This window comes from Pseudomonas sp. ESBL9 (assembly GCF_036668715.1).
Classification (GTDB): Bacteria; Pseudomonadota; Gammaproteobacteria; order Pseudomonadales; family Pseudomonadaceae; genus Aquipseudomonas; species Aquipseudomonas lundensis.
The window spans coordinates 439,046-462,100 of sequence record NZ_JAZEVV010000001.1; the positions used below are offsets into that span (position 1 = coordinate 439,046).

The 23,055-nt window shown below is 65.0% G+C and carries 2 protein-coding genes; both read left to right on the forward strand.

From position 1 onward, the window contains the following. Positions 1 to 117 precede the first annotated feature (117 nt). Positions 118 to 11,181 carry a non-ribosomal peptide synthase/polyketide synthase gene (locus V6F78_RS01890; RefSeq protein ID WP_332726519.1) on the forward strand — a complete coding sequence of 3,688 codons (11,064 nt, stop codon included), beginning with the start codon at positions 118 to 120 and terminating at the stop codon, positions 11,179 to 11,181. Then, on the forward strand, positions 11,181 to 22,970 hold the full coding sequence (locus V6F78_RS01895; protein WP_332726521.1) for a non-ribosomal peptide synthase/polyketide synthase: 11,790 nt from the start codon (positions 11,181 to 11,183) through the stop codon (positions 22,968 to 22,970). Before V6F78_RS01890 ends, V6F78_RS01895 begins: the two co-directional genes overlap by 1 nt. Positions 22,971 to 23,055 lie beyond the last annotated feature (85 nt).

Genomic DNA, 23,055 nt, shown 5'->3' on the forward strand with positions numbered 1-23,055 from the left:
ACCCCGAAACCTGCGAGCCCCGGCCTGCGGGCGCCGGTTAATTTTGTGCCGCGTTCATCCGTTCCGTAGGGATAGCCGAGCCAATGCTCGATAGCCAATACGTACGGAAGAAGCCAGATGAATGCTGAGAAGTCCCTCAAACTTGCCCGCCGGTTCATCGAATTGCCGCTGGAAAAACGCCGGTTATTCCTCGACGGATTGCGCGGGGAAGGGATCGACTTTTCTCAGTTCCCGATTCCGAAAGAGGTGGCGCAAGACGACCGCCACGCACTGTCCTACGCACAGCGGCGCATGTGGTTTTTGTGGCAACTGGACCCGCACAGCGGCGCGTACAACTTGCCGGGCGCGGTGCGCCTCAAGGGTGAGTTGAACGTCGCGGCGCTGGAGCAGGCGTTCGCCCATGTGGTGCAGCGCCACGAAACCCTGCGCACGGTGTTTCGGCAGAACGCCGATGACAGCCTCGAACAAGTGGCCTTGAGCCAGCCATTGGCGGTCGAGTCGATGGATTTCACCCTGCTGCCTGCCGTGGCGCGCGATCAGGCGGTGGCTGCCCAAGCGCAGCGCCAGTCGCTGTTGCCCTTCGATCTGGCCAATGGCCCCCTGTTGCGCATCATGTTGCTGAAACTGGCTGACGATGAACACGTCCTGCTGCTGACCTTTCACCACATCGTGTCTGACGGCTGGTCGATGAATGTGCTGATCGACGAATTCATGCGCGGTTATGACGCCTTTGAGCGCGGTCAGTCACCACAACTGCCCGAACTGCCGATTCAATATCGCGACTATGCGCTGTGGCAGCGCCGCTGGCTGGAGGCTGGCGAGCAGGCGCGGCAGCTGACGTATTGGCGCGACAGGCTGGGCGACGAACACCCGGTCATTGCGTTGCCCACCGATTACCCGCGCCCGGCGATGCCAAGCTATCGCGGCACCCGCCATGAATTCGCGCTCGATCCTGCACTGGTGGAGCAGTTGCGCACATTGGCGCAACGCCACTCGGTCACGCTGTTCATGCTGTTGCTGGCGGCGTTCAACATTCTGTTGCACCGCTACAGCGGCCAGACCGATGTGCGTGTCGGCGTGCCGATCGCCAACCGCAACCGGCGTGAGGTCGAAGGGCTGATCGGCTTTTTCGTGAACACCCAGGTGTTGCGCTGCGAACTGAATGCCCAGACCCCGGTGGCGGACCTGCTGCGTATGGTCAAGGAAACCGCCCTCGGCGCCCAGGCCCATCAGGAGCTGCCGTTCGAGCAATTGGTCGAGGCGTTCAAGCTGGAACGCAATCTGAGCCATAACCCGCTGTTCCAGGTGATGTACAACCACCAGTCGCAGGTGGCGGACCTTGAAACGGTCAAGACGGCCTCGGGCCTGGAACTGGGCCTGATCGAATGGGAAGCGCGCACCACTCAGTTCGACCTGAGCCTGGACACCTGGGAAAAAGGCGGGCGCCTCAACGCAGCGCTGACCTATGCCAACGATCTGTTCGACGCTGCGACCATCACCCGCATGGCGCGCCACTGGAGCAACCTGCTGCGGGCGCTGGTGGCCAATACCGAGTGCCGGATCGGCGAGTTGCCGATGCTCGATGCCAGCGAATTGCACACGCAGGTTTACGAATGGAACCACACGGCCGCCGCGTACCCGTCCGATCGCAGCGTGCATCATTTGCTCCAAGCGCAGGTGGCGCGCACCCCGCAAGCCTGCGCACTGGTGTTCGGGGAGCAGGCGCTCAGTTATGCGCAGCTCAATGCCCGCGCCAATCAGTTGGCACGGCACCTGCGCGAACAGGGCGTGGGCCCGGATGTGCTGGTGGGCATCGCGCTCGAACGTTCGCTGGAGATGGTGATCGGCCTGCTGGCCATCCTCAAGGCGGGCGGCGCCTACGTGCCGCTGGACCCTGAATACCCGCAAGAGCGCCTGGCCTACATGATCGAGGACAGCGGCATCGACCTGTTGCTCACCCAGCAGGCGCTTGTGGCCGGTCTGCCCGCGGCCGACATCCGGATCATCGCCCTCGATGACCCCGCCCGAGCACTGCACGGCTATGACGACAGCAACCTGAACCTCAGCCATGACGCACAGCAACTGGCCTATGTGATTTACACCTCGGGTTCGACCGGCCGCCCGAAAGGCGCGGGCAACACCCATGCGGCGCTGGTCAACCGGTTGTGCTGGATGCAGCAGGCGTATGGCCTGGATGCGCACGACACGGTGCTGCAAAAAACCCCGTTCAGCTTTGACGTGTCAGTGTGGGAGTTTTTCTGGCCACTGCTCGCCGGGGCACGGCTGGTGGTGGCGCAGCCCGGTGAACACCGCGAGCCGCTGCGCCTGATCGACACCATCCGCCAGCATCAGGTCAGCACCCTGCATTTCGTGCCGTCGATGCTGCAGGCCTTTATCCACGAAACCGGTGTGCAGCACTGCACCAGCCTGCGGCGCATCGTGTGCAGCGGTGAAGCCTTGCCGGTGGACGCTCAGCAGCAGGTGTTTGCCAAGCTGCCGGGTGCCCAGCTGTACAACTTGTACGGCCCGACTGAAGCCGCCATCGACGTCACGCACTGGACCTGTGTCGATGAAGGCGCAGCCAGCGTGCCCATTGGCCTGCCCATTGCCAACCTGCGCACCGTGGTGCTCGACGCTGACCTGTCGCCGGTGGCAGTGGGTGTGGCAGGCGAGCTGTATCTGGGAGGCGCCGGTCTGGCCCGTCACTACCATCGACGTCGGGGGCTGACCGCCGAACGCTTTGTGCCGTGCCCGTTCCATGACGGCCAGCGCCTGTACCGCACCGGCGACCGGGTACGCCAGCGCGTGGACGGGGTGATCGAATACCTGGGCCGTCTCGACCATCAGGTCAAACTGCGCGGGCTGCGCATTGAACTGGGGGAAATCGAAGCGCGCCTGGCCGAACACGCTGACGTGCGTGAAGCCGTGGTGCTGGTGCTCGACGGCAAGCAACTGGTGGCCTACGTGGTCCTGCAAGACCCGGCCAGCGCTGGCGACTGGCAGGCTGCGCTGACGGCCCACCTGCTGCGCGGCTTGCCGGAGTACATGGTGCCTGGCCACTGGATCAGCCTTGAGCACCTGCCGCTGTCGCCCAACGGCAAGCTGGAGCGCAAGGCCTTGCCGCGCCCCGACCCGGCGTCAGCACAGCAGGTTTACAGCGCACCCGCCACGGAACGGGAACAGCGTCTGGCTGAGATCTGGCAGGCGGTGCTGGGCGTGGCGCACATCGGCGTGGACGATAATTTCTTCGCGCTGGGCGGCGACTCGATCATCTCCATTCAAGTGGTCAGCCGGGCGCGTCAGGCAGGCATCGCCTTCAGTCCCCGTGACCTGTTCCAGCATCAGACCATCCGCAGCCTGGCGCGGGTGGCCGAACTGAGCACACACACCGCCCTCGATCAGGGCATTGCCCACGGCCCGGTGGCCTTGGCGCCAGTGCAGCACGGGTTCTTCGAGCAGCCGATGCCGTCACGCCATCACTGGAATCAGTCATTGCTGTTGCACCCGCGTCAGCCGGTCGAGGCCGCGCCGCTGGAGCAGGCGTTGCGGCAACTGCTGACCCATCACGATGCCCTGCGCCTGCGTTTTGAACAGCGCGATGGCCAGTGGCAGCAGGCCTATGGCGAACTGTCGGCCGAGCCGGTGTTGTGGCAGCAACAGGCGGCGTCGGAAGATGAACTCAACCGCCTGTGCGAACTCGCCCAGCGCAGCCTTGACCTGCAAGCAGGGCCGCTGTTGCGTGCGGTGCTGATCGACATGGCCGACCACAGCCAGCGCGTGCTGCTGGTGGTGCACCATCTGGCCGTGGATGGCGTGTCGTGGCGGGTGCTGCTGGAGGATTTGCAACAGTTCTACGCGCAGCCGACGCAGGCGCCGCAGGCCAAAACCAGTGCCTATCAGGCCTGGACCGCGCACTTGCAGGCCGCCGCGCAGGCGCGTTTGCCGGAATTGGCGTACTGGCACGCTCACCTGAGCGGGGCCAGCAGTGAATTGCCTTGCGACCGTGCCGGGGGCGGGTTGCAGAACCGTCACGGGCAAACACGCGCGTTCAGCCTGGACGCCGAGCGTACTCGGCAATTGCTGCAAGTGGCGCCCGCGACCTACCGCACGCAGGTCAATGACCTGTTGCTCACGGCGCTGGCGCGGGTGATCTGCCGCTGGAGCGGCCACACCAGCAGCCTGATTCAGCTTGAAGGCCACGGTCGCGAAGAGCTGTTCGACGGTCTCGACCTGTCGCGCACCGTGGGCTGGTTCACCAGCCTGTTCCCGGTGCAACTGACACCAGCCGTGGGCATGGGCGAGTCGATCAAGGCCATCAAGGAACAATTGCGCAGCGTCCCGGACAAAGGCGTCGGTTATGGACTGCTGCGCTATCTGGCCGGCAGCGAGGCGGGTGCGCAACTGGCCGCGCTGGCCACCCCGCGTATCACCTTCAACTACCTGGGCCAGTTCGATCGCCAGTTCGACGATCAGGCGCTGTTCGTCCCAGCGGCCGAAAGCGCCGGTCAGGCGCAGGATGAACAGGCGCCGCTGGCCAACTGGCTGAGCATCGAAGGGCAGGTGTATGGCGGCGAGCTGAACCTGCAATGGACCTTCAGCACCGAGATGTTCGAACCGGCAACCATTCACGCCTTGATGGACGACTACCAGCGCGAACTGTCGGCGCTGATCGAGCACTGCGTGACCCATGAAACCGGCGGCATGACGCCGTCGGACTTCCCGTTGGCGCGCCTTACTCAGCAGCAACTGGACACCCTCAAGGTAGCGCCCGGCGCCATTGAAGACATCTACCCGCTGTCGCCGATGCAGCAGGGGTTGCTGGTGCACACCTTGCTGGAACCGGGGTCGGGCATTTATTTCATGCAAGACCGTTACATCATCGACAGTGACATCGACCTGCCACGCTTTACGGCGGCCTGGCACGCCGTGGTGCAGCGTCACGATGCATTGCGGGCGTCGTTCAGCCTCGACGATGACGGCAACATGCTGCAAATCATCCACCGCGACGCAGCGCCCAAGGTGCAGGTGCATGACTGGAGCGATCGCCCCGAGGCTGAACACGAAGCGGCGTTGCAAGCGTTGCTGGCGCAAGACCGCGCCGAAGGGTTTGACTTGCTCAACACACCGCCTTTCAGCCTGCGCCTGATTCGCCGCAGCACCGGGCATTACTGGTTCATCCTCAGTAACCACCACATCCTGATCGATGCCTGGTGCCGTTCGCTGTTGCTGCAAGATTTCTTCGCCCTTTACAGCGGTCAACGCAGCCTGCCGCCCGCGGCCCGTTACCGCGACTTTATCCAGTGGCTGCAAGAACAGGGCGAGCGCGAGGCGCTAGCCGCCTGGACCCGGGAGCTGGCGGGCTTTGAGCAACCCACCCCGTTGCCGTTTGACCGGGCCTTGCGGCGTCAGGGCGGCTTCTCGGTGATCGGCGATGTGTATGCTGATCTGCAGGTCAGTCAGGGCCGCGCCTTGCGCGAGTTGGCGCAGCGTTTCCAGCTCACCGTCAACACCCTGACCCAAGCGGCCTGGGCGTTGGTCTTGCAGCGTTACAGTGGCCTCGATGAGGTGCTGTTTGGCGTGACCGTGGCCGGTCGCCCGGTCAATCGCCCCGAGATGCAGGACACCGTGGGCCTGTTCATCAACAGCATTCCGTTGCGCCTGCAACTGCCGCGTGCCGGGCAGGACGTCAGCGTCAAGGCGTGGCTGCAACGCCTGTTCGAGCACAACCTGGCGCTGCGTGAGCACGAGCACCTGCCGCTGTTGAAGATTCAGGCGTGCAGTGCGCTGGACAAAGGCCAGTCGATTTTCGACAGCTTGTTTGTCTACGAAAACGCGCCGGTGGAAAGCGCCGTGGTCACGGGGGCCGAGCACATCAGCGCCCGATCCGACAGCGCGCGCACCCACACCAACTACCCGATGACGGTGGTGGTGTACCCCGGCGACGCGCTCGGCCTGCACCTGTCTTACGACACGCGCTTCTTCGACGACGCCACCGCCGAGCGTTTGCTGGCCGATTTCAAACGCCTGCTGCTGGCCATTGGCGAGCATGCAGACGGGCCGTTCGCGGAGTTGCCGGTGGTTGACGCCGCCGAGCGCGAGCACCTGTTGCAGGCGGGCAATCACACCGACCGCGACTACCCCCTGGCCGACGGTTATGTGCGCCTGTTTGAAGCGCAGCACGACGCGCACCCGGAGCAGGTGGTGGCGACATGCCTCGATCAGCGCTGGACGTATCGCGAGCTGGAAACCCGCGCCAACCGCCTCGGCCATGCCTTGAGGGCGGCGGGTGTGGGGGTCGATCAGCCAGTGGCGCTGCTGGCCGAGCGCAGCCTGGCGCTGCTGGGCATGATGCTCGGCAGCTTCAAGGCCGGTGCAGCCTATTTGCCGCTGGACCCGCAATTACCCGCCCGGCGTTTGCTCGATTTGCTGCAACTGGGGCAAGTGTCCGTGCTGGTGGCCAGCGCGGCGTGTGGCGATCAGGCCCGTGCCTTGCTGGCGCAATTAGCCCCGGCGCAACGGCCGCGCCTGGTGGTGTGGGAGGACGTGCAGGCCCAGGACTTCTCCAGCGCGCGGCCGGGGGTCTACACCGGGCCTGACCATTTGGCCTACGTGATCTTCACCTCGGGCTCCACCGGGACGCCAAAAGGGGTCATGGTCGCGCAGGCCGGGATGCTCAACAACCAGTTGAGCAAACGGCCTTACCTCGACCTGGGCCGTGACGCTGTGATTGCCCAGACCGCGTCCCAGAGTTTCGATATTTCAGTGTGGCAATTCCTCGCGGCGCCGTTGTTTGGCGCACAGGTGGACATCGTGCCGAGCGCCATCGCCCATGATCCGGCCGCGTTGCTGGGCCACGTCGCTGCACGCGGCATCAGCGTGCTAGAGAGCGTGCCGTCGCTGATCCAGAGCCTGCTGGATGAACCCCTTGGTCAACTGCCCGGCCTGCGCTGGATGCTGCCGACCGGTGAAGCCATGCCGCCCGAGCTGGCGCGGCGCTGGTTGCAGCGATACCCCGACATCGGTCTGGTCAATGCCTACGGCCCGGCAGAGTGCTCGGACGACGTGGCGCTGTTCCGGGTCGACGCAGCGTCGGCCGACAGCGCGTACCTGCCGATTGGTCTGGCCACCGACAACAATCGCCTGTACGTCCTCGACGGCGGCTTGCAGCCTGTGCCCACCGGAGTGGTGGGCGAACTGTACGTGGCCGGCACCGGCGTGGGGCGCGGGTATTTTGGTGATCCGTTGCGCACCGCCAGTGTGTTCCTGCCCAATCCTTACGCCCGGCAAGCGGGGGAGCGCTTGTACCGCACCGGCGATCTGGCGCGCCGCCGCGCTGACGGTCAGCTGGAATACGTGGGCCGGATCGACCAGCAGGTGAAAGTGCGCGGGTTCCGCATTGAGCTGGGGGAAATTGAATCACGCTTGCGCGACGTGAGCGATGTGCGTGAAGTGGCCGTGGTGGTGCAGGACGGCCCGACCGGCAAGGCGCTGGGGGCATTTATCGTGGCGCAACCGTCGGCGCCGCAGTGGTCAACGCTGCGTGAACAACTGAAAACCGCGCTCAAGGCGCAGTTGCCCGACTACATGGTGCCGTTGCAATGGCTGCCTCTGGACCACTTGCCGCTCAATGCCAACGGCAAGGTGGACCGCAAGGCCTTGCCGCAGGCGCAAGCGGCCGACTGGCAGCGCGAGCTGGTGGCGCCCCATGCAGGCATTGAGTCGCGTATTGCGGCGATCTGGCAGGAAGTCCTCAAACTGGACGCCGTCAGCCGCGACGACAACTTCTTCGAATTGGGCGGCCATTCGCTGCTGGTGGCGCAAGTGGTGTCCCGCGTGCGTCAGCAGTTGATGATTGAGCTGCCCCTCAGCAGCCTGTTTGAAACCAGCGTGCTCAGCGAGTTTGCTGCCCGTTGCCAGGCGCAGCCGCCAACGCTCAGCGCACCGACCTTGAAGCCGATGGCGCAAGGGCAGGCGGGAGTGCTGTCGTACGCACAGCAGCGGCAGTGGATTCTCTGGCAACTGGACCCGGACAGCGCCGCTTACACCATCCCGGCTGCGCTGCGGCTCACGGGCACGCTCAATCGCGATGCCTTGGTGCGCAGTTTCAATGACCTGCAAGCGCGGCACGCCACCTTGCGCACCACCTTTGTTCAGGACGGCGAACAGGCGCGTGGCGTCGTGCACGCCAGCCTGCCGTTGGACCTGCGCGAGCTGACGCTGGCGGCACCGACGCAGGCCGAAATTCAAGCACGGGTCGCCGAGGCGATGCGTCAACCCTTCGACCTGCGTCACGGCCCGCTACTGCGTGTATTGCTGCTCACCGTCGGGGCCGATGAGCACGTGTTGGTGCTGACGGTGCACCACATCGCGGCCGACGGCTGGTCGATGCAAATCATGGTCGATGAGTTCAGCGCCCTGTATCAGGCCCATGTGCTGGAGCAGGCGCCCGAGCTGCCGGCCCTGGCTGTCAGTTACGCCGATTTTGCGGTCTGGCAACGGGACAGGTTGCAGGCCGGTGAGGGCGAGCGTCAGTTGAGTGCCTGGAAGGCCCATTTGGGCCAACAGCATCCGCCGCTTGAACTGCCCAGCGAACTGACTCGCCCGGCGATACGCAGCGAACGCGGGGCGCGCCTGGAACTGTCAGTCGAGCCCGAACTGGCGGCCGGTTTGCGGCAGTTGGCGCAGCAACACCACGTGACCCTGTTCATGGTGCTGCTGGCCAGTTTCCAAACCGTGCTGCACCGCTACAGCGGTCAGTCGGCGATCAACGTCGGTGTGCCCAGTGCCGGGCGTAGCCACCTCGAAACGGAAGGCCTGATCGGTTTCTTCATCAACACCCACGTGCTGCGCGCGGAGATTGACGGCCAGCAGACATTTGCCAGCCTGCTGCAACAGGTCAAGAGCACCGCGTTGTGGGCGCAGGCTCATCAAGAATTGCCGTTCGAGCAACTGGTGGAAGCGCTGCAACCTGAGCGCAGTCTGAGCCACAGCCCGTTGTTCCAAGTGCTGTTCAACCACCAGCGGCCGATCGGCGAGAGCGTCGAGCGCAGCCTGCCGGGGCTGGTCATCCGGCGCATGGCGTGGCAACAGCACACGGCGCAGTTCGATCTGGCGCTGGACACCGAAGAGCAGGGCGAGCACTTGCACGCCAGCCTGACCTACGCCAGCGACGTGTACGACGCCGCCACCGTCGAACGCCTCGCGCAGCACTGGCTGAACCTGCTGCGCGCCGTGGTGCGTGAACCACAACAACGGATTGCGGCGCTTGAGCTGATGGCCCCTGCCGAGCAACAGGCGCTGATCCGGCAGTGGAACCCGCAGGTCGAGGTTCAGCCCGTAGCACCTGGCTTGCATCAGCTGTTTGAAGCACAGGCCGCGGCGCAGCCGCAGGCGGTGGCAGTGCGCTGTGGCGAGCAATCGCTGGATTACGGCGAGCTCAATGCATGCGCCAATCGACTGGCGCGCAAGCTGCGCGAACTGGGCGTCGGCCCGGAAGTACGGGTAGGGATTGCCACGGAACGTGCGATACCGCTGGTGGTGGGCGTGCTGGCCATCCTCAAGGCGGGGGGCGCTTATGTGCCACTGGACCCGCAATACCCGGCCGAACGCTTGAGCTACATGATCGGGGACAGCGGCATCCGCCTTCTGCTGACCCAAGAGCACTTGCTGGAAAGTCTGCCGCCCCACGTCGGGGTTCAAAGCCTGTGTCTGGAGCACCTGACGCTGGACACGTTCAGTGCCGAGAACCTGGCGAGCCTGACCCGACCGGACAACCTGGCCTATGTGATTTACACCTCGGGCTCCACCGGGCGGCCAAAGGGCGCCTTGCTCAGCCATGCCAACGTCACCCGCTTGTTGAGTGCCACGCAACAGTCGTTCGGTTTCGATCAGCACGACGTGTGGACGCTGTTCCATTCCTACGCGTTCGACTTCTCGGTGTGGGAGCTGTTTGGCGCCCTGTGCAGCGGGGGGCGCCTGGTGATCGTGCCGTATTTCATCAGCCGCGAGCCGCACGCGTTCCATCAACTGCTGTGTGATGAAGGCGTCACGGTGCTCAACCAGACCCCGACCGCTTTCCGGCAATTGATGCCGGTGGCGTGCCAAAGCCCGCAAGCGCTGGCATTGCGCTGGGTGATCTTCGGCGGCGAAGCGCTGGAGGTGGCGAGTCTGCGGCCGTGGTACGAGCGCTTTGGCGACCGCGCCACGACGTTGGTCAATATGTACGGCATCACCGAGACCACGGTGCATGTGACCTTCCGCGCGCTCAGCCCGGCCGATCTGCAGGCCAACGTGCAGAGCCCGATTGGCCGCCCGCTCAGTGACTTGAGCTGGTACTTGCTCGACAGCCAGTTGCAGCCCGTGGCGCCGGGGTGCGCGGGCGAGCTGTACATCGCCGGTCAAGGGCTGGCGCGGGGCTATCACGGCCGCGCCGGGCTCAGCGCCGAACGCTTTGTGCCCAGCCCGTTTGCGCCGGGGGAACGCCTTTACCGCAGCGGCGACCTGGCGCGTCAGCGGGCAGACGGCAACATCGACTACCTGGGCCGCATCGACCAGCAAGTGAAGATTCGCGGTTTCCGCATCGAGCTGGGGGAAATCGAGGCCTGCCTCAAGCAGCAACCGGGGGTCGCGGAGGCCGTGCTGACGGTGCATGCGAGCGCCCAAGGCTCACAACTGTGCGCGTACGTGGTGGCAATCGACACCCCGACCGATCCGCTGGCCTGGCGCGAACATTTGCGCGCGGCGCTCAAGGTCGACCTGCCGGACTACATGGTGCCCAGCCACTGGCGGCTGCTGGATGCGCTGCCCCTGACCGGCAACGGCAAGCTGGACCGCAAGGCCTTGCCGCAGCCGGATGCCGATGCCGAAGGCTGGCAGCGCCCTTACAGCGCCCCGGTCGGGACGCTGGAAACGCAGCTTGCGGCGATCTGGGCCAGCGTGCTGGAGGTGGAGCGTGTGGGTCGACATGACAACTTCTTTGAATTGGGCGGGCACTCATTGCTGGCGGCCCAGGCCAGTGCCCGGGTCGAGCTGGAGCTGGGCATCGAGCTGGCGCTGCGTGCGCTGTTCGAGGCGCCCGACCTGCAAGCCTATGCCGCCGTGGCACAAGCACACACGCCTGCGGATAACGATGGTCGTCTGAGCGCACTTGAGTCGCTGCTCGACGAGATGGAGATCAACTGATGGAAAATTCTACCGCGTGGCGTATTGCCAACCGTTTTGCCAGCCTGGCGCCGCACCAGCGCCGTGAATTCCTGCAAAAAATGCAGGAGCAGGGCGTCAGCTTCGGCCAGTTGCCGATTCCGCCCACCGCCAATGCCAACGCCGACGCGTCGTGCGAACTGTCGTACGCGCAACAACGGCAATGGTTTTTATGGCAACTGGACCCGCAAAGCGCGGCCTACCATATTCCGGCGGCCTTGCGCCTGCGCGGCGCGCTGAATATCGAGGCTCTGCAACGCAGCTTCGACGCCTTGCTGGAGCGCCATCACAGTTTGCGCAGTGTCTTTGTCGAGCCAGACCCGCAGGCCGCTGGCGACGACAGCCAACCCCCGTCACGGACCTTCAAGGTGGCCGCGTCGGTGCAACCGCTCGCGGCCAGCGGCCCTTGGCTGAGGCTTGCGCGCCACGACTTGCGCGATCTGCCCCACCACCAGCGCCTCGACCAGGCGCTGACGCTGCTGGAGGACGACATCGCCCGGCCGTTCGACCTGCAACATGGCCCCTTGCTGAGGGTCAGCCTGTTGCAGCTCGACACCGACGATCACGTGCTGGTGCTGACCCTGCACCACATCGTGGCCGATGGTTGGTCGATGGGCGTGTTGGTCGATGAGTTTTCGCAGCTGTACGCCGCCCATGCCCAGGGCCAGTCCGTGACCCTGCCACCCTTGCCGATTCAGTACGCCGACTACGCGCGGTGGCAGCGGCGCTGGATGGAGGCGGGCGAACTGGAACGCCAACTGGACTGGTGGCGCGCGCAATTGGGTGACGAGCAGCCGGTGCTGGAGCTGCCCGCTGATCGCCCGCGTCCCGCTCACCCGACGCAGCAGGGCGCGCGGCTGGACTTCACCCTGGACCCGCTGCTGGCCAAAAACCTCATGGCATTGGCCCGTCAGCGGGGCGTGACCCCTTTCATGCTGTTGCTGGCCAGCTTTCAGGCGTTGCTGCATCGCTACAGCGGCCAGCCGGACCTGCGCATCGGCGTGCCGGTGGCCAATCGCACGCGCGCCGAGACCCGTGGGTTGATCGGTTTTTTCGTCAACACCCAGGTGCTGCGCGCCGAACTGGACGGGCGCATGCCCTTTGCCCGCTTGCTGGAGCAGACCCGCGATCGTTCGCTTGATGCACAGGCCTATCAGGAGGTGCCGTTCGAGCGTCTGGTGCAGGCGCTACAGGGCGAGCGCAGCCTGAGCCACAGCCCGTTGTTTCAAGTGATGTTCAACCACCAGCAAAGCCGACCCGGTGCGCTGAGCGGGATGCTGGCCGGGTTGCAGGTCGAAAGCGTGGAGTGGCAAGGCCGTACCACTCAATTCGATCTGCAACTGGACACCCATGAGGAAGGCGAGCGCCTGATGGCCAGCCTGACCTACGCCACCGACCTGTTTGACGCACCGCGTATCGAGCAGATGGCGGCCCATTGGCGCAACCTGCTGGCGGCCATTGTAGCCAATCCTGAGTGCGCGATTGGCCAATTGCCGATGCTGACGGCGGCCGAGGTTGAATCCACCCTTTATCAACTCAATGCCACCGAACACCGCTATCCCGGCCCCGCGTGCGTGCAGGAGCACATCGAAGCGCAAGCGGCCGCCACCCCCGATGCCTGTGCGCTGATATTTGCTGATGAGCACCTGAGCTACCGCGCGTTGAATGAGCGCGCCAACCGTTTGGCCCGGCGTCTGCGCGACGCAGGGGTGGGGCCTGAAGTGCGTGTCGGGGTGGCCTGCGAACGCTCGCTGGAACTGGTCATCGGGCTGCTGGCGATTCTCAAGGCCGGGGGCGCCTATGTGCCGCTGGACCCGGAATACCCGGCTGAGCGTCTGGCCTATCTGTTTGAAGACAGTGCTATCAGCCTGTTGCTGACCCAGCCCCATGTGCAGGCCGACTTGCCGTTGCCTGACGCGTTACCGGTCATCTGCCTGGAAGCGGGCGACACCTGGCTGGCCGGGTACGACAGCGACAATCTGCCCAACCTCGCTTGTGCCCAGCACCTGGCGTACGTGATTTACACCTCCGGCTCCACCGGGCGCCCCAAAGGCGCGGGCAACAGCCATGGCGCGCTCTATAACCGTCTGGCATGGATGCAACAGGCCTATGGCCTGAGCGCGGCCGACCGGGTGTTGCAGAAGACACCGTTCAGCTTCGACGTGTCGGTGTGGGAGTTTTTCTGGCCGCTGATGCACGGCGCCACGCTGGTGGTGGCAGCGCCAGGCGTCCACCGCGACCCGCAACAGCTGGCGGCGCTGATCGTGAAACAGGCGATCACCACGCTGCACTTTGTGCCGTCGATGCTGCAAGCGTTTATCAGTGTCGATCAAGCCCGCCAGTGCAGCTCGTTGCGGCGCATTGTGTGCAGCGGTGAAGCGCTGCCAATCGAATTGCAGCGCCAGACCCTGCGCAGCTTGCCGAAGGCGGCGTTGTACAACCTGTACGGCCCGACCGAAGCCGCGATCGACGTCACCCACTGGACCTGTGTCGAAGAAGGCCGCGACAGCGTGCCCATAGGTCGCCCGATTGCCAACCTGCGCACGTATATCCTGAGCCCCGAATTGCAGGTGTTGCCCTGTGGTGCAATCGGCGAGTTGTACCTGGCTGGCAGCGGTCTGGCCCGGGGCTACCATGCCCGGCCGGGGCTGACAGCGGAGCGCTTTGTGGTCGATCCGTTCGGCACGGGCGAGCGCTTGTACCGCACCGGCGACCTGGCCCGCTATCGCGCCGATGGGGCCATTGAGTACTGCGGCCGCATCGACCATCAGGTGAAAATTCGCGGCTTGCGCATTGAGCTGGGGGAAATTGAAGCGCGCCTGCACGAACACCCGCAGGTGCAGGAAGCCGTGGTGCTGGCGCTGGACAATCAATTGGTGGCGTACCTGGTGCCGACCGACGCGCAATTGGCCCACGACGTTCAAGCGCAAGGCCCGTGGCGCGACGCCTTGAAAGCGCGCTTGTTGCAGAGTCTGCCCGATTACATGGTGCCGACGCACCTGATGGTGATTGAGCGGATGCCGTTAAGCCCTAACGGCAAACTGGAGCGCAAATTGCTGCCTGCGCCTGGGGTGAGCGTCAGTCAGCGCGTGTTTGAAGCGCCACGCAGTGACCACGAACGGCAGCTGGCAGTGATCTGGCAGCAGGTGCTGGGGGTCGAACAGGTCGGCCGGCAGGACAACTTCTTTGAGCTGGGCGGCGACTCGATCATCTCGATTCAGGTCGTGAGCCGGGCCCGGCGTGCCGGGCTGCGTTTACAGCCGCGCGACCTGTTTCAACAGCCGACCTTGCAGGCGTTGGCGGCCGTGGCCAGTCAGCAGGCAGTGCCGCAGATCGCCCAAGGGCCGGTGCTCGGCACACAAGCCCTGACCCCGGTGCAACGTTGGTTCTTCGACAACCAGACCGTGCAGCCACAGCACTGGAACCAGGCCGTGTTGCTGGAGGTGCGCGAGCCGCTGGACCTGCTGCGGTTGCAGACTGCCCTGCAACGGGTGTTGGCCCGCCACGATGCGCTGCGCCTGCAATTTCGTCAGGTCGAGGGGCAATGGACGGCGCGGTATGTACCGCTCGACAGCGCGGCGGCCACCGACGTGCTGTGGACCGCGCAAGTGCAGAGCGATGAGGCATTGCAGGGATTGTGCGACGAAGCCCAGCGCAGCCTGTCGCTGCAAGAGGGCCCGCTGTTGCGTGCGGTGTTGATCGACCACGCAGACGGCGGGCAACGCTTGCTGTTGGTGATTCATCACCTGGTGGTGGACGGTGTGTCGTGGCGGATTGTGCTTGAAGACTTGCAAGCAGCGTATGCCGACCAGCCGTTGCCGGAAAAAACCAGCGCCTTGCAAGACTGGGCGAACCAGCTCGGTGCCTACGCCAACAGCGACGCCGTGGTAGCTGAATGCAACTGGTGGCAACAGCACCTGCAAGACGTTAGCGCTGCGCTGCCCAACGCTCGCCCGAACGCCAGCCAGGCCGTGCGTCACCGCCAGGTGGTCAGCCTGGGGCTGGACCGCGAGCGTACGCGCCAACTGCTGCAACAGGCCCCGGCGGCGTACCGCACCCAGGTCAATGACCTGTTGCTCACTGCGCTGGCGCGCGCCCTGTGCGATTGGACCGGCGACGCCCATGCATTGATTCAACTGGAAGGTCACGGCCGTGAAGACCTGTTTGACACCATTGACCTGACCCGCACCGTGGGCTGGTTCACCAGCCTGTTCCCGGTCAAGTTGACCCCGGCCACCGATCTGGCGACGTCGATCAAAGCCATCAAGCAACAACTGCGCGACATTCCCGGCAAAGGGCTGGGGTTTGGCCTGCTGCGCTACCAAGGGCCCGTCGAGGTGCAAGCTCGCCTGGCGGCATTGCCGAGCGCGCGGGTCACGTTCAACTACCTGGGGCAGTTCGACCAGAGCTTCAGCGACGCCGCCCTGTTCGTGCCCGCGCGTCAAGCCAGCGGCGCAGCGCAAAGCCCGGATTCACCCTTGGCCAACTGGTTGTCGGTGGACGGCCAGGTGTTTGGCGGGGAGCTGAAACTGGACCTGAGCTTCAGTCAGGCATGCTTCGACAAGGCCGATATTCAGGCGTTGGCAGCGGCCATCGAATCGAACCTGCAGGCCGTGGTGGCGCATTGCATCGACCCGCGCCACGGCGGTGTGACCCCGGCCGATTTCCCGCTGGCCGACCTGACCCAGGCGCAACTTGATGACGTGCCGGTGACGTCGCGGCAGATTGAGGATCTGTATCCGCTGTCGCCGATGCAGCGCGGGCTGTTGTTCCACAGTGTGTACGAGCCGCTGGCGGGCGCGTATGTCAACCAGCTCAGCGTGGAAGCCACCGGGCTGGACGCGACGCGTCTGGCGCAGGCGTGGCAGGCGACTCTGGACGCACACCCGATTCTGCGCAGCGGCTTCCATTGGCCGCCGGGCGCCGTGCAACCGGTGCAAGTGGTGCAGCGCACACTGGAGTTGCCGTTGACTGTGCTGGACTGGCGCGGGCGCGCCGATCAGGCTGGCCAATTGCAACTACTGGCGCGCAGCGAGCGGTTGCAGTTTGACCCGGCGCACCCGCCCTTGCTGCGTCTGGCGCTGGTGCGGCTGGATGAACAGCGTCAGCAACTGATTTACACCCATCATCACCTGCTGCTGGATGGCTGGAGCAACGCGCTGTTGTTGGGCGAAGTGTTGCAGCGCTATGCCGGGGACACTGTGGCGAGCCATTCAGGGCGTTTTGCCGACTACATCGGTTGGCTGCACAGGCAGGATGCAGCAGCCGATGAGGCGTTCTGGCGCACCCAGCTGGCCGGTCTGGAAAACCCGACCCTGTTGGCCCAGAGCGTGGCGTACACGGCTTCGCCACAGGCGGATGAGTACGCCGACCATCGTCAGGTCTTCGACGCGGCCAGCAGTGCGGCGTTTACCGCATTTGCCCGCCAGCACGCCATCACCCTCAACACGCTGCTTCAAGGCGCGTGGGCGCTGCTGTTACAGCGGTACAGCGGCCAGCAGACGGTCGCGTTCGGCGCCACGGTCTCGGGGCGCCCGGTGGACTTGCCGGGTGCCGAGCATCAGCTCGGGCTGTTCATCAATACCTTGCCGGTGATCAGCCAGCCGCAGGCCGCTGAAAGCGTGGCGCAGTGGCTGGGCCGCTTGCAGGCACATAACCTTGAGCTGCGGGAGCACGAATTCACCGCGTTGAGTGACGTGCAGCGTTGGGCCGGGCGTGCGGGTGAGCCGCTGTTCGACAGCTTGCTGGTGTTCGAAAACTTCCCGGTTGCCGAGGCCTTGCAACAGGGTGCCCCGGACGGCTTGCGCTTTTCGCTGCCGGATAACCACGAGCGCACCAACTACCCGCTGACGCTGGCGGCGGTGAGTGAAGGGCATTTGAGCCTGACCTGGAGTTACCAGCTCAGCCACTTCTCGCCCCCGGTGATTGCCCGCATGAGCCAGCATTTGGCGTGCCTGCTGAACGCCATGGTGGCCGCACCGCAGGCCCGCCTGGGCGAGTTGTCCTGGTTGAGCGAAGGTGAACGCCAGCAGTTGCTGCATGACTGGAACCCGGCACCGGGGCCCGCGACCACGCAATGCGTGCATCAGTTGATCGAAGCGCAGGCGGCGATTCGCCCCGAGGCGGTGGCGCTGATCTTTGCCGACACCACCTTCAGCTATCACGACCTCAATCAACGTGCCAACCGCTTGGCTCATCGCTTGCGTGAGTTGGGTATCGGCCCCGAGGTGCGCGTGGGGCTGGCCGTCGAGCGCTCGCCGCAGATGATTATCGGCCTGCTGGCGATCCTCAAGGCTGGGGGCGCTTACGTACCGCTGGACCCGGCGTACCCGGCCGAACGTTTGGGGTATTTGATGCAGGACAGCGGCATTGCGCTGCTGTTGACCCAATCGTGGCTGCGCCCGTCATTGCCACCGGTGGCAGGGGTGCCGGTGCTGGAACTGGACCGTGAGGCCGTGGCGCATTTGCCGGGCACCGACCTGCGCAACCTGAACGACGCGCAGAACCTCGCTTACCTGATTTACACCTCGGGTTCCACCGGGCGTCCGAAAGGCGTCAGTGTCGCCCATGGCCCGCTGGCCATGCATTGCCTGTCCATCGGCGCGCTGTACGGCATGACCCCGCACGACCGCGAGTTGCAATTTGCCTCCATCAGTTTCGACGGCGCCCACGAGCGCTGGCTGACCCCGCTGGTCTTCGGTTCGGCGCTGATGCCCCGTGACGACGAGCTTTGGAGCGTGCAACGCACCTGCGAAGAGATCGAGCGGCATGGCATCACCATCGCCTGTTTCACCCCCAGCTATTTGCTACAAATGGCCGACTACCTGGGTGAAGCCGGGCGTGCCTTACCGATCCGTTCTTACACCGTGGGCGGTGAAGGCATGCCCAAACACGCCTTCGATGAAGTGCAGCGGGTGTTGCAGCCACCGCGCATTATCAACGGCTACGGCCCGACTGAAACCGTGATTACACCGTTGATCTGGTGCGCGTATCCGGGCACGCAGTTTGACTCGCCGTTTTTGCCCATTGGCCGTCCGGTGGGGCAGCGCAGCGCTTACGTGCTCGACAGTCAGCTGCAACCCTTGCCGGTGGGCGTGGCGGGCGAGCTGTACATGGGCGGCGAGGGCATTGCGCGTGGCTACCATCAGCGGCCCGACCTGACGGCGGAACGGTTTGTACCGGACCCGTTCGTGGCAGGCGCGCGCCTGTACCGCAGTGGCGATCTGGCGCGGCTGCGCGAGGACGGGGTGGTCGAGTACCTGGGCCGTATCGACCAGCAGGTGAAAATCCGTGGGTTCCGCATTGAGCTGGGGGAAATCGAAGCCTGTCTGCTGGAGCACGACGGCGTGCGCGAAGCCTTTGTGGTCGACCGCGAAGGTCCGGTCAGCCGTCAGTTGGTGGGTTACATCGTGCCCCGCGACCCACTGGCCGATGACAGCGCGCTGCGCGAGGCATTGATAGCGCACCTGCGCAGCCGTCTGCCGTCACACATGCTGCCGGCGCATTTAATGTGCCTGGCCGCGTTGCCGTTGACTCCCAACGGCAAGCTGGACCGTCAGGCGCTGCCGGCGCCCGAGGCCAGCCGCCAGGTGGCGGAACGGGTCTTGCCGGGCACCCCGGCAGAAGCCCTGCTGGCGGCGGTCTGGCAAGACGTGCTGGGGCTGGAAGCCGTGGGGGTGACTGAAAACTTCTTCGAGCTGGGCGGCGATTCGATCATCTCGTTGCAGGCCGTGAGCCGTGCAGGGGCGCTGGGCTTGGCGTTCACCCCGAAACAACTGTTCGAGGCGCAAACCATTCGTGCGCTGGCACAACGGGCCGTGGCGGCAGCACCCCGTGTCGCGCATGCTCCCGACGCCGTGCCTTTTGCCCAAGTGCCGACCACCGTGCAGGTGGAGCGCGAGGGGCTGGACGACCTGTACCCGCTGTCGCCGATGCAACAGGGCATGCTGTTCCACTGCATTGAGTCGCCCGAGCTGAACCTGTACGTCAACCAGCTCAGCGTGGCGGTTGAAGGGTTGCAGGTCGACCGTTTCCGCGCCGCCTGGGACACCTTGCTGCAGCGCCATGAAGTGCTGCGTGCGGCCTTCCTCTGGCGCGACGGTCTGGCGGACCCGCTGCAAGCGGTGTATCAGCAGGCGCACGTGCCGATTGTGGAACTGGACTGGCGTGAACACGCCGACCCGCAGGCGGCGTTGTTGGCCTTGGCGGCGGACGATCAGGCGCGTGGCTTCGACCTCAGTTGCCCGCCCTTGATGCGTTTCACCTTGGTGCGTCTGGGCGATAACCGGCACCAGATGATCTGGACCTACCATCACTTGCTGCTGGACGGCTGGAGCGCGTCACGTCTGCTCGGCGAGATGCTGCGCCTGTACGCGCACCAGACCTTGCCAGCGCTGACCGGGCGCTATGCCGATTACATCCACTGGCTGGCGCAGCAGGACGTGACGCTGGCCGAAGGGTTCTGGCGCGCACGCCTGGAGACGCTGCAAGCGCCGACGATGCTGGCCAATGCGGCCAACACCGGCGGCAGCGGCCACGGCGTGCTTTACAGCTATCTGGACAGCGAGGCGACCCGCCGTTTGTACACGTTTGCCACTCAACAACGGGTGACGTTGAACACGCTGGTGCAAGCGGCCTGGCTGCTGCTGTTGCAGCGTCATACCGGGCAGCGCAGCGTGGCTTTCGGCGCCACCGTGGCGGGGCGCCCGACCCAACTGCCAGGCGCGCAGGACATGCTGGGCCTGTTCATCAACACCTTGCCGGTGATCCAGACCCTCGATCCGCAACAGACGCTGGGCGACTGGCTGCGCGAGTTACAGGACGACAATCTGTCGATCCGTGAGGTCGAGCACACGCCGCTGGCCGATATTCAGCGCTGGGCCGGGCAGGGCGGCCAAGGGCTGTTCGACAGCATCATCGTGTTTGAAAACCACCCGGTGGACCGCGCCCTGCGCGGCGAGCAGGACGGCGAATTGAGGTTTGCCGAAGTCGGCAGCGGCGGGGTCACCAACTTCCCGATGGATTTGATGGTCAGTGCCACCGACCAAGGGCTGGAGGTGGAATACCTGTACTTGCGCGAACGTTTCACGGCGCCGCAGGTCGAGGCCATTCGCGCCCAGTTGGAAGGGTTGCTGGCGCAGTTGCCGCAGGATGCCCAGTGCCGGATTGGCGACATTGGCTTGCCACAGTCGCGCATTGAGCAGGCACTGGTGCAGGCCCCTGCGACGGACTTGGTGCATGGCTTCATGGCGCAGGTGCGGCGCCAGCCCGATGCCGTGGCCTTGATCTGCGACGGCCGTGAACTGACGTATGCCGCGCTGGACCGGCAGACCGACGTGCTGGCGGCTCACTTGCAAGGGCGCGGCATTGGCCCCGAGAGCCGGGTGGCGGTGGCGTTGCCGCGTTCGGAGCAGACGATTGTGGCGTTCCTGGCCGTGCTCAAGGCAGGCGCCGCGTACGTGCCGCTGGACCTCGACTACCCGGCTGAGCGACTGACCTTCATGCTGGCCGATTCAGCGGCCAGCCTGTTGCTGTGCAACAGCGATGTGGACCAGCGGGTGACCTTCGATGCCGCCACCCCGCGTCTGTTGCTCGACCAATTGAGCGATCAGGTGGCGTTGCCACGGGCGGTTGAGTCGCTGGGCGGGCATCTGGCATACCTGATTTACACCTCGGGTTCGACCGGCCAGCCCAAAGGCGTGGCCGTGGCCCGCCAGCCGATTGCGCGGCACTGTCAGGGCATCATCGACCTGTACGCGCTCAACCCGGACAGCCGCGAGCTGCACTTTATGTCCTTCGCGTTTGACGGTGCGCAGGAGCGCTGGCTCAGCGTCTTGCTGGCCGGTGGCAGCCTGGTGATCCGCGACGATCAGCTGTGGACCCCGGAGCAGACTTTACACGTGCTGCACCAACAACACGTGACGGTGGCGTGCTTCCCGCCCGCTTACCTGCAACAGCTGGCAGAAGTCGCGCTGGCCCAAGGCAATCCACCGCCCGTGCACACCTATTGTTTTGGTGGCGACGCGGTGCCGGATGCCAGCTTTGAGCTGGTCAAGCGAGCCCTGCGCCCGCAACGACTGGTCAACGGCTACGGGCCGACCGAAACCGTGGTCACGCCGCTGTTGTGGCGGGCCGAGGTGACGGACTGCTGTGAAGCGGCCTATGCGCCGATTGGACGGGGTGTCGCCGGGCGCGGTTTGTATGTGCTGGACGCGGACATGAACCCGTTGCCCGCCGGTGTGAGTGGCGAGTTGTACCTGGGCGGGGAATGCCTGGCCCGTGGCTATCACGGGCAACCGGGGTTGAGTGCCGAGCGCTTTGTGCCGGACCCGTTCGATGCCAAGGGCGCTCGCATGTACCGCACCGGGGACCGGGTTCGTCAGCGCGAATGCGGCCTGATCGACTACCTGGGGCGCCTGGACCAACAAGTAAAAATCCGCGGCTTCCGCATTGAACTGGGGGAAATCGAAGCGCGTCTGCGTCAGTGCGAAGGGGTGCAGGATGCGGCGGTCAAGGTGATCGAAGGGCCAACCGGCAAGCAGTTGGCAGGGTATGTGGTCGCGTCTGGCACCCTGCTGGAACGCACACTCAAAGAGCAATTGCAGGCGCACCTGCCGGATTACATGGTACCGAGCCACATCGTGCCGATGGCGCGTTTCCCGCTGTCCGCCAACGGCAAGCTGGACCGTCGCGCACTGCCCGAGCCGCAGGTTGCCCAAGGCACGTACCGGGCGCCGCGCACTGAGCTGGAACAGGCATTGGCGCTGATCTGGCAAGAGGTGTTGGGGCTCGAGCAGGTGGGGATCGACGACAATTTCTTTGAGCTGGGCGGCGACTCGTTGCAGGTGCTGAAAGTGATTTCACGGGTGCGTAATCAGCCGCAGTTGGGTTTCAGCCTCAAGCTGCGCGACCTGATGCAGAAACCGTGCATTGCCGAGCTCAGCGGCTTTGAACCTGTGGCGCTCGCGCAGGCCCCCGACCCGCTGCTGGCGCTCAATAGCCGCGTTGGTGACGTGCCGCCGTTGTTCTGTTTGCACGCGGGGTTCGGGACGGTGTTCGACTACGAGCCGCTGGCCCGTAAATTGGACGGGCGCCGCAGCGTTTATGGTGTGCAGTGCCGCATGTTGCTCGACCCTGAATGGCAAGACACCTCGTTGCATAGCATGGCGCAGGCGTATGCCGGACGTATCCGCCAGCAACAGGCTGACGGCCCGTATCACCTGCTGGGCTGGTCATTGGGCGGGGCGTTGACCTTGCTGGTGGCCCAGGCGCTGGAGGCGCAAGGCCAGCAGGTGGCGTTTGCCGGGCTGGTGGACACCTACGTGGCGGGGACGGCCGAGGCCAGTGACGGGCGTGAAGATTTGCAGGATTTCTTGCGCTTTGTGCTGGGGCTGTCCGAGCACGACGCGTGCAGGTTGATGGAGGATCAGGGGCGCAGCGCCGAGCAGGTGATTGCCGCCGCCATGGCCGAGCCGCGTGCCGGGTTGGGCGAGCACGGGCTGCTTGGGTCGGCGGAGCTGAGTCACATCTTTGCCGTGGGCGCGCGCCTCAAACAGTTGGCTTTGCAGCAGCCGATGCTGCCTGCAACCCGGGTTCAGGCGCACCACTGGTGGGTGGCCGGGCGCGACGACGAGCGCCGCGTGCATGGGGCGCAAGTGGGGCCGGGCGCCAGTCACAGCGTGCTCAAGGGCGGCCATTACGACGTGTTGCGTCAGGCGCCATTGCTGATCCGACTGGAGCAATTACTGGCAGGGCAGGCCGAGCGGGTGTGACGGCACCTTATGCACGTGCGTTGAGGTTCAGCGCTAACCATCACCGCCTTCGGCAACCCGTGCCGAAGGCTATTTGCAAGGACAC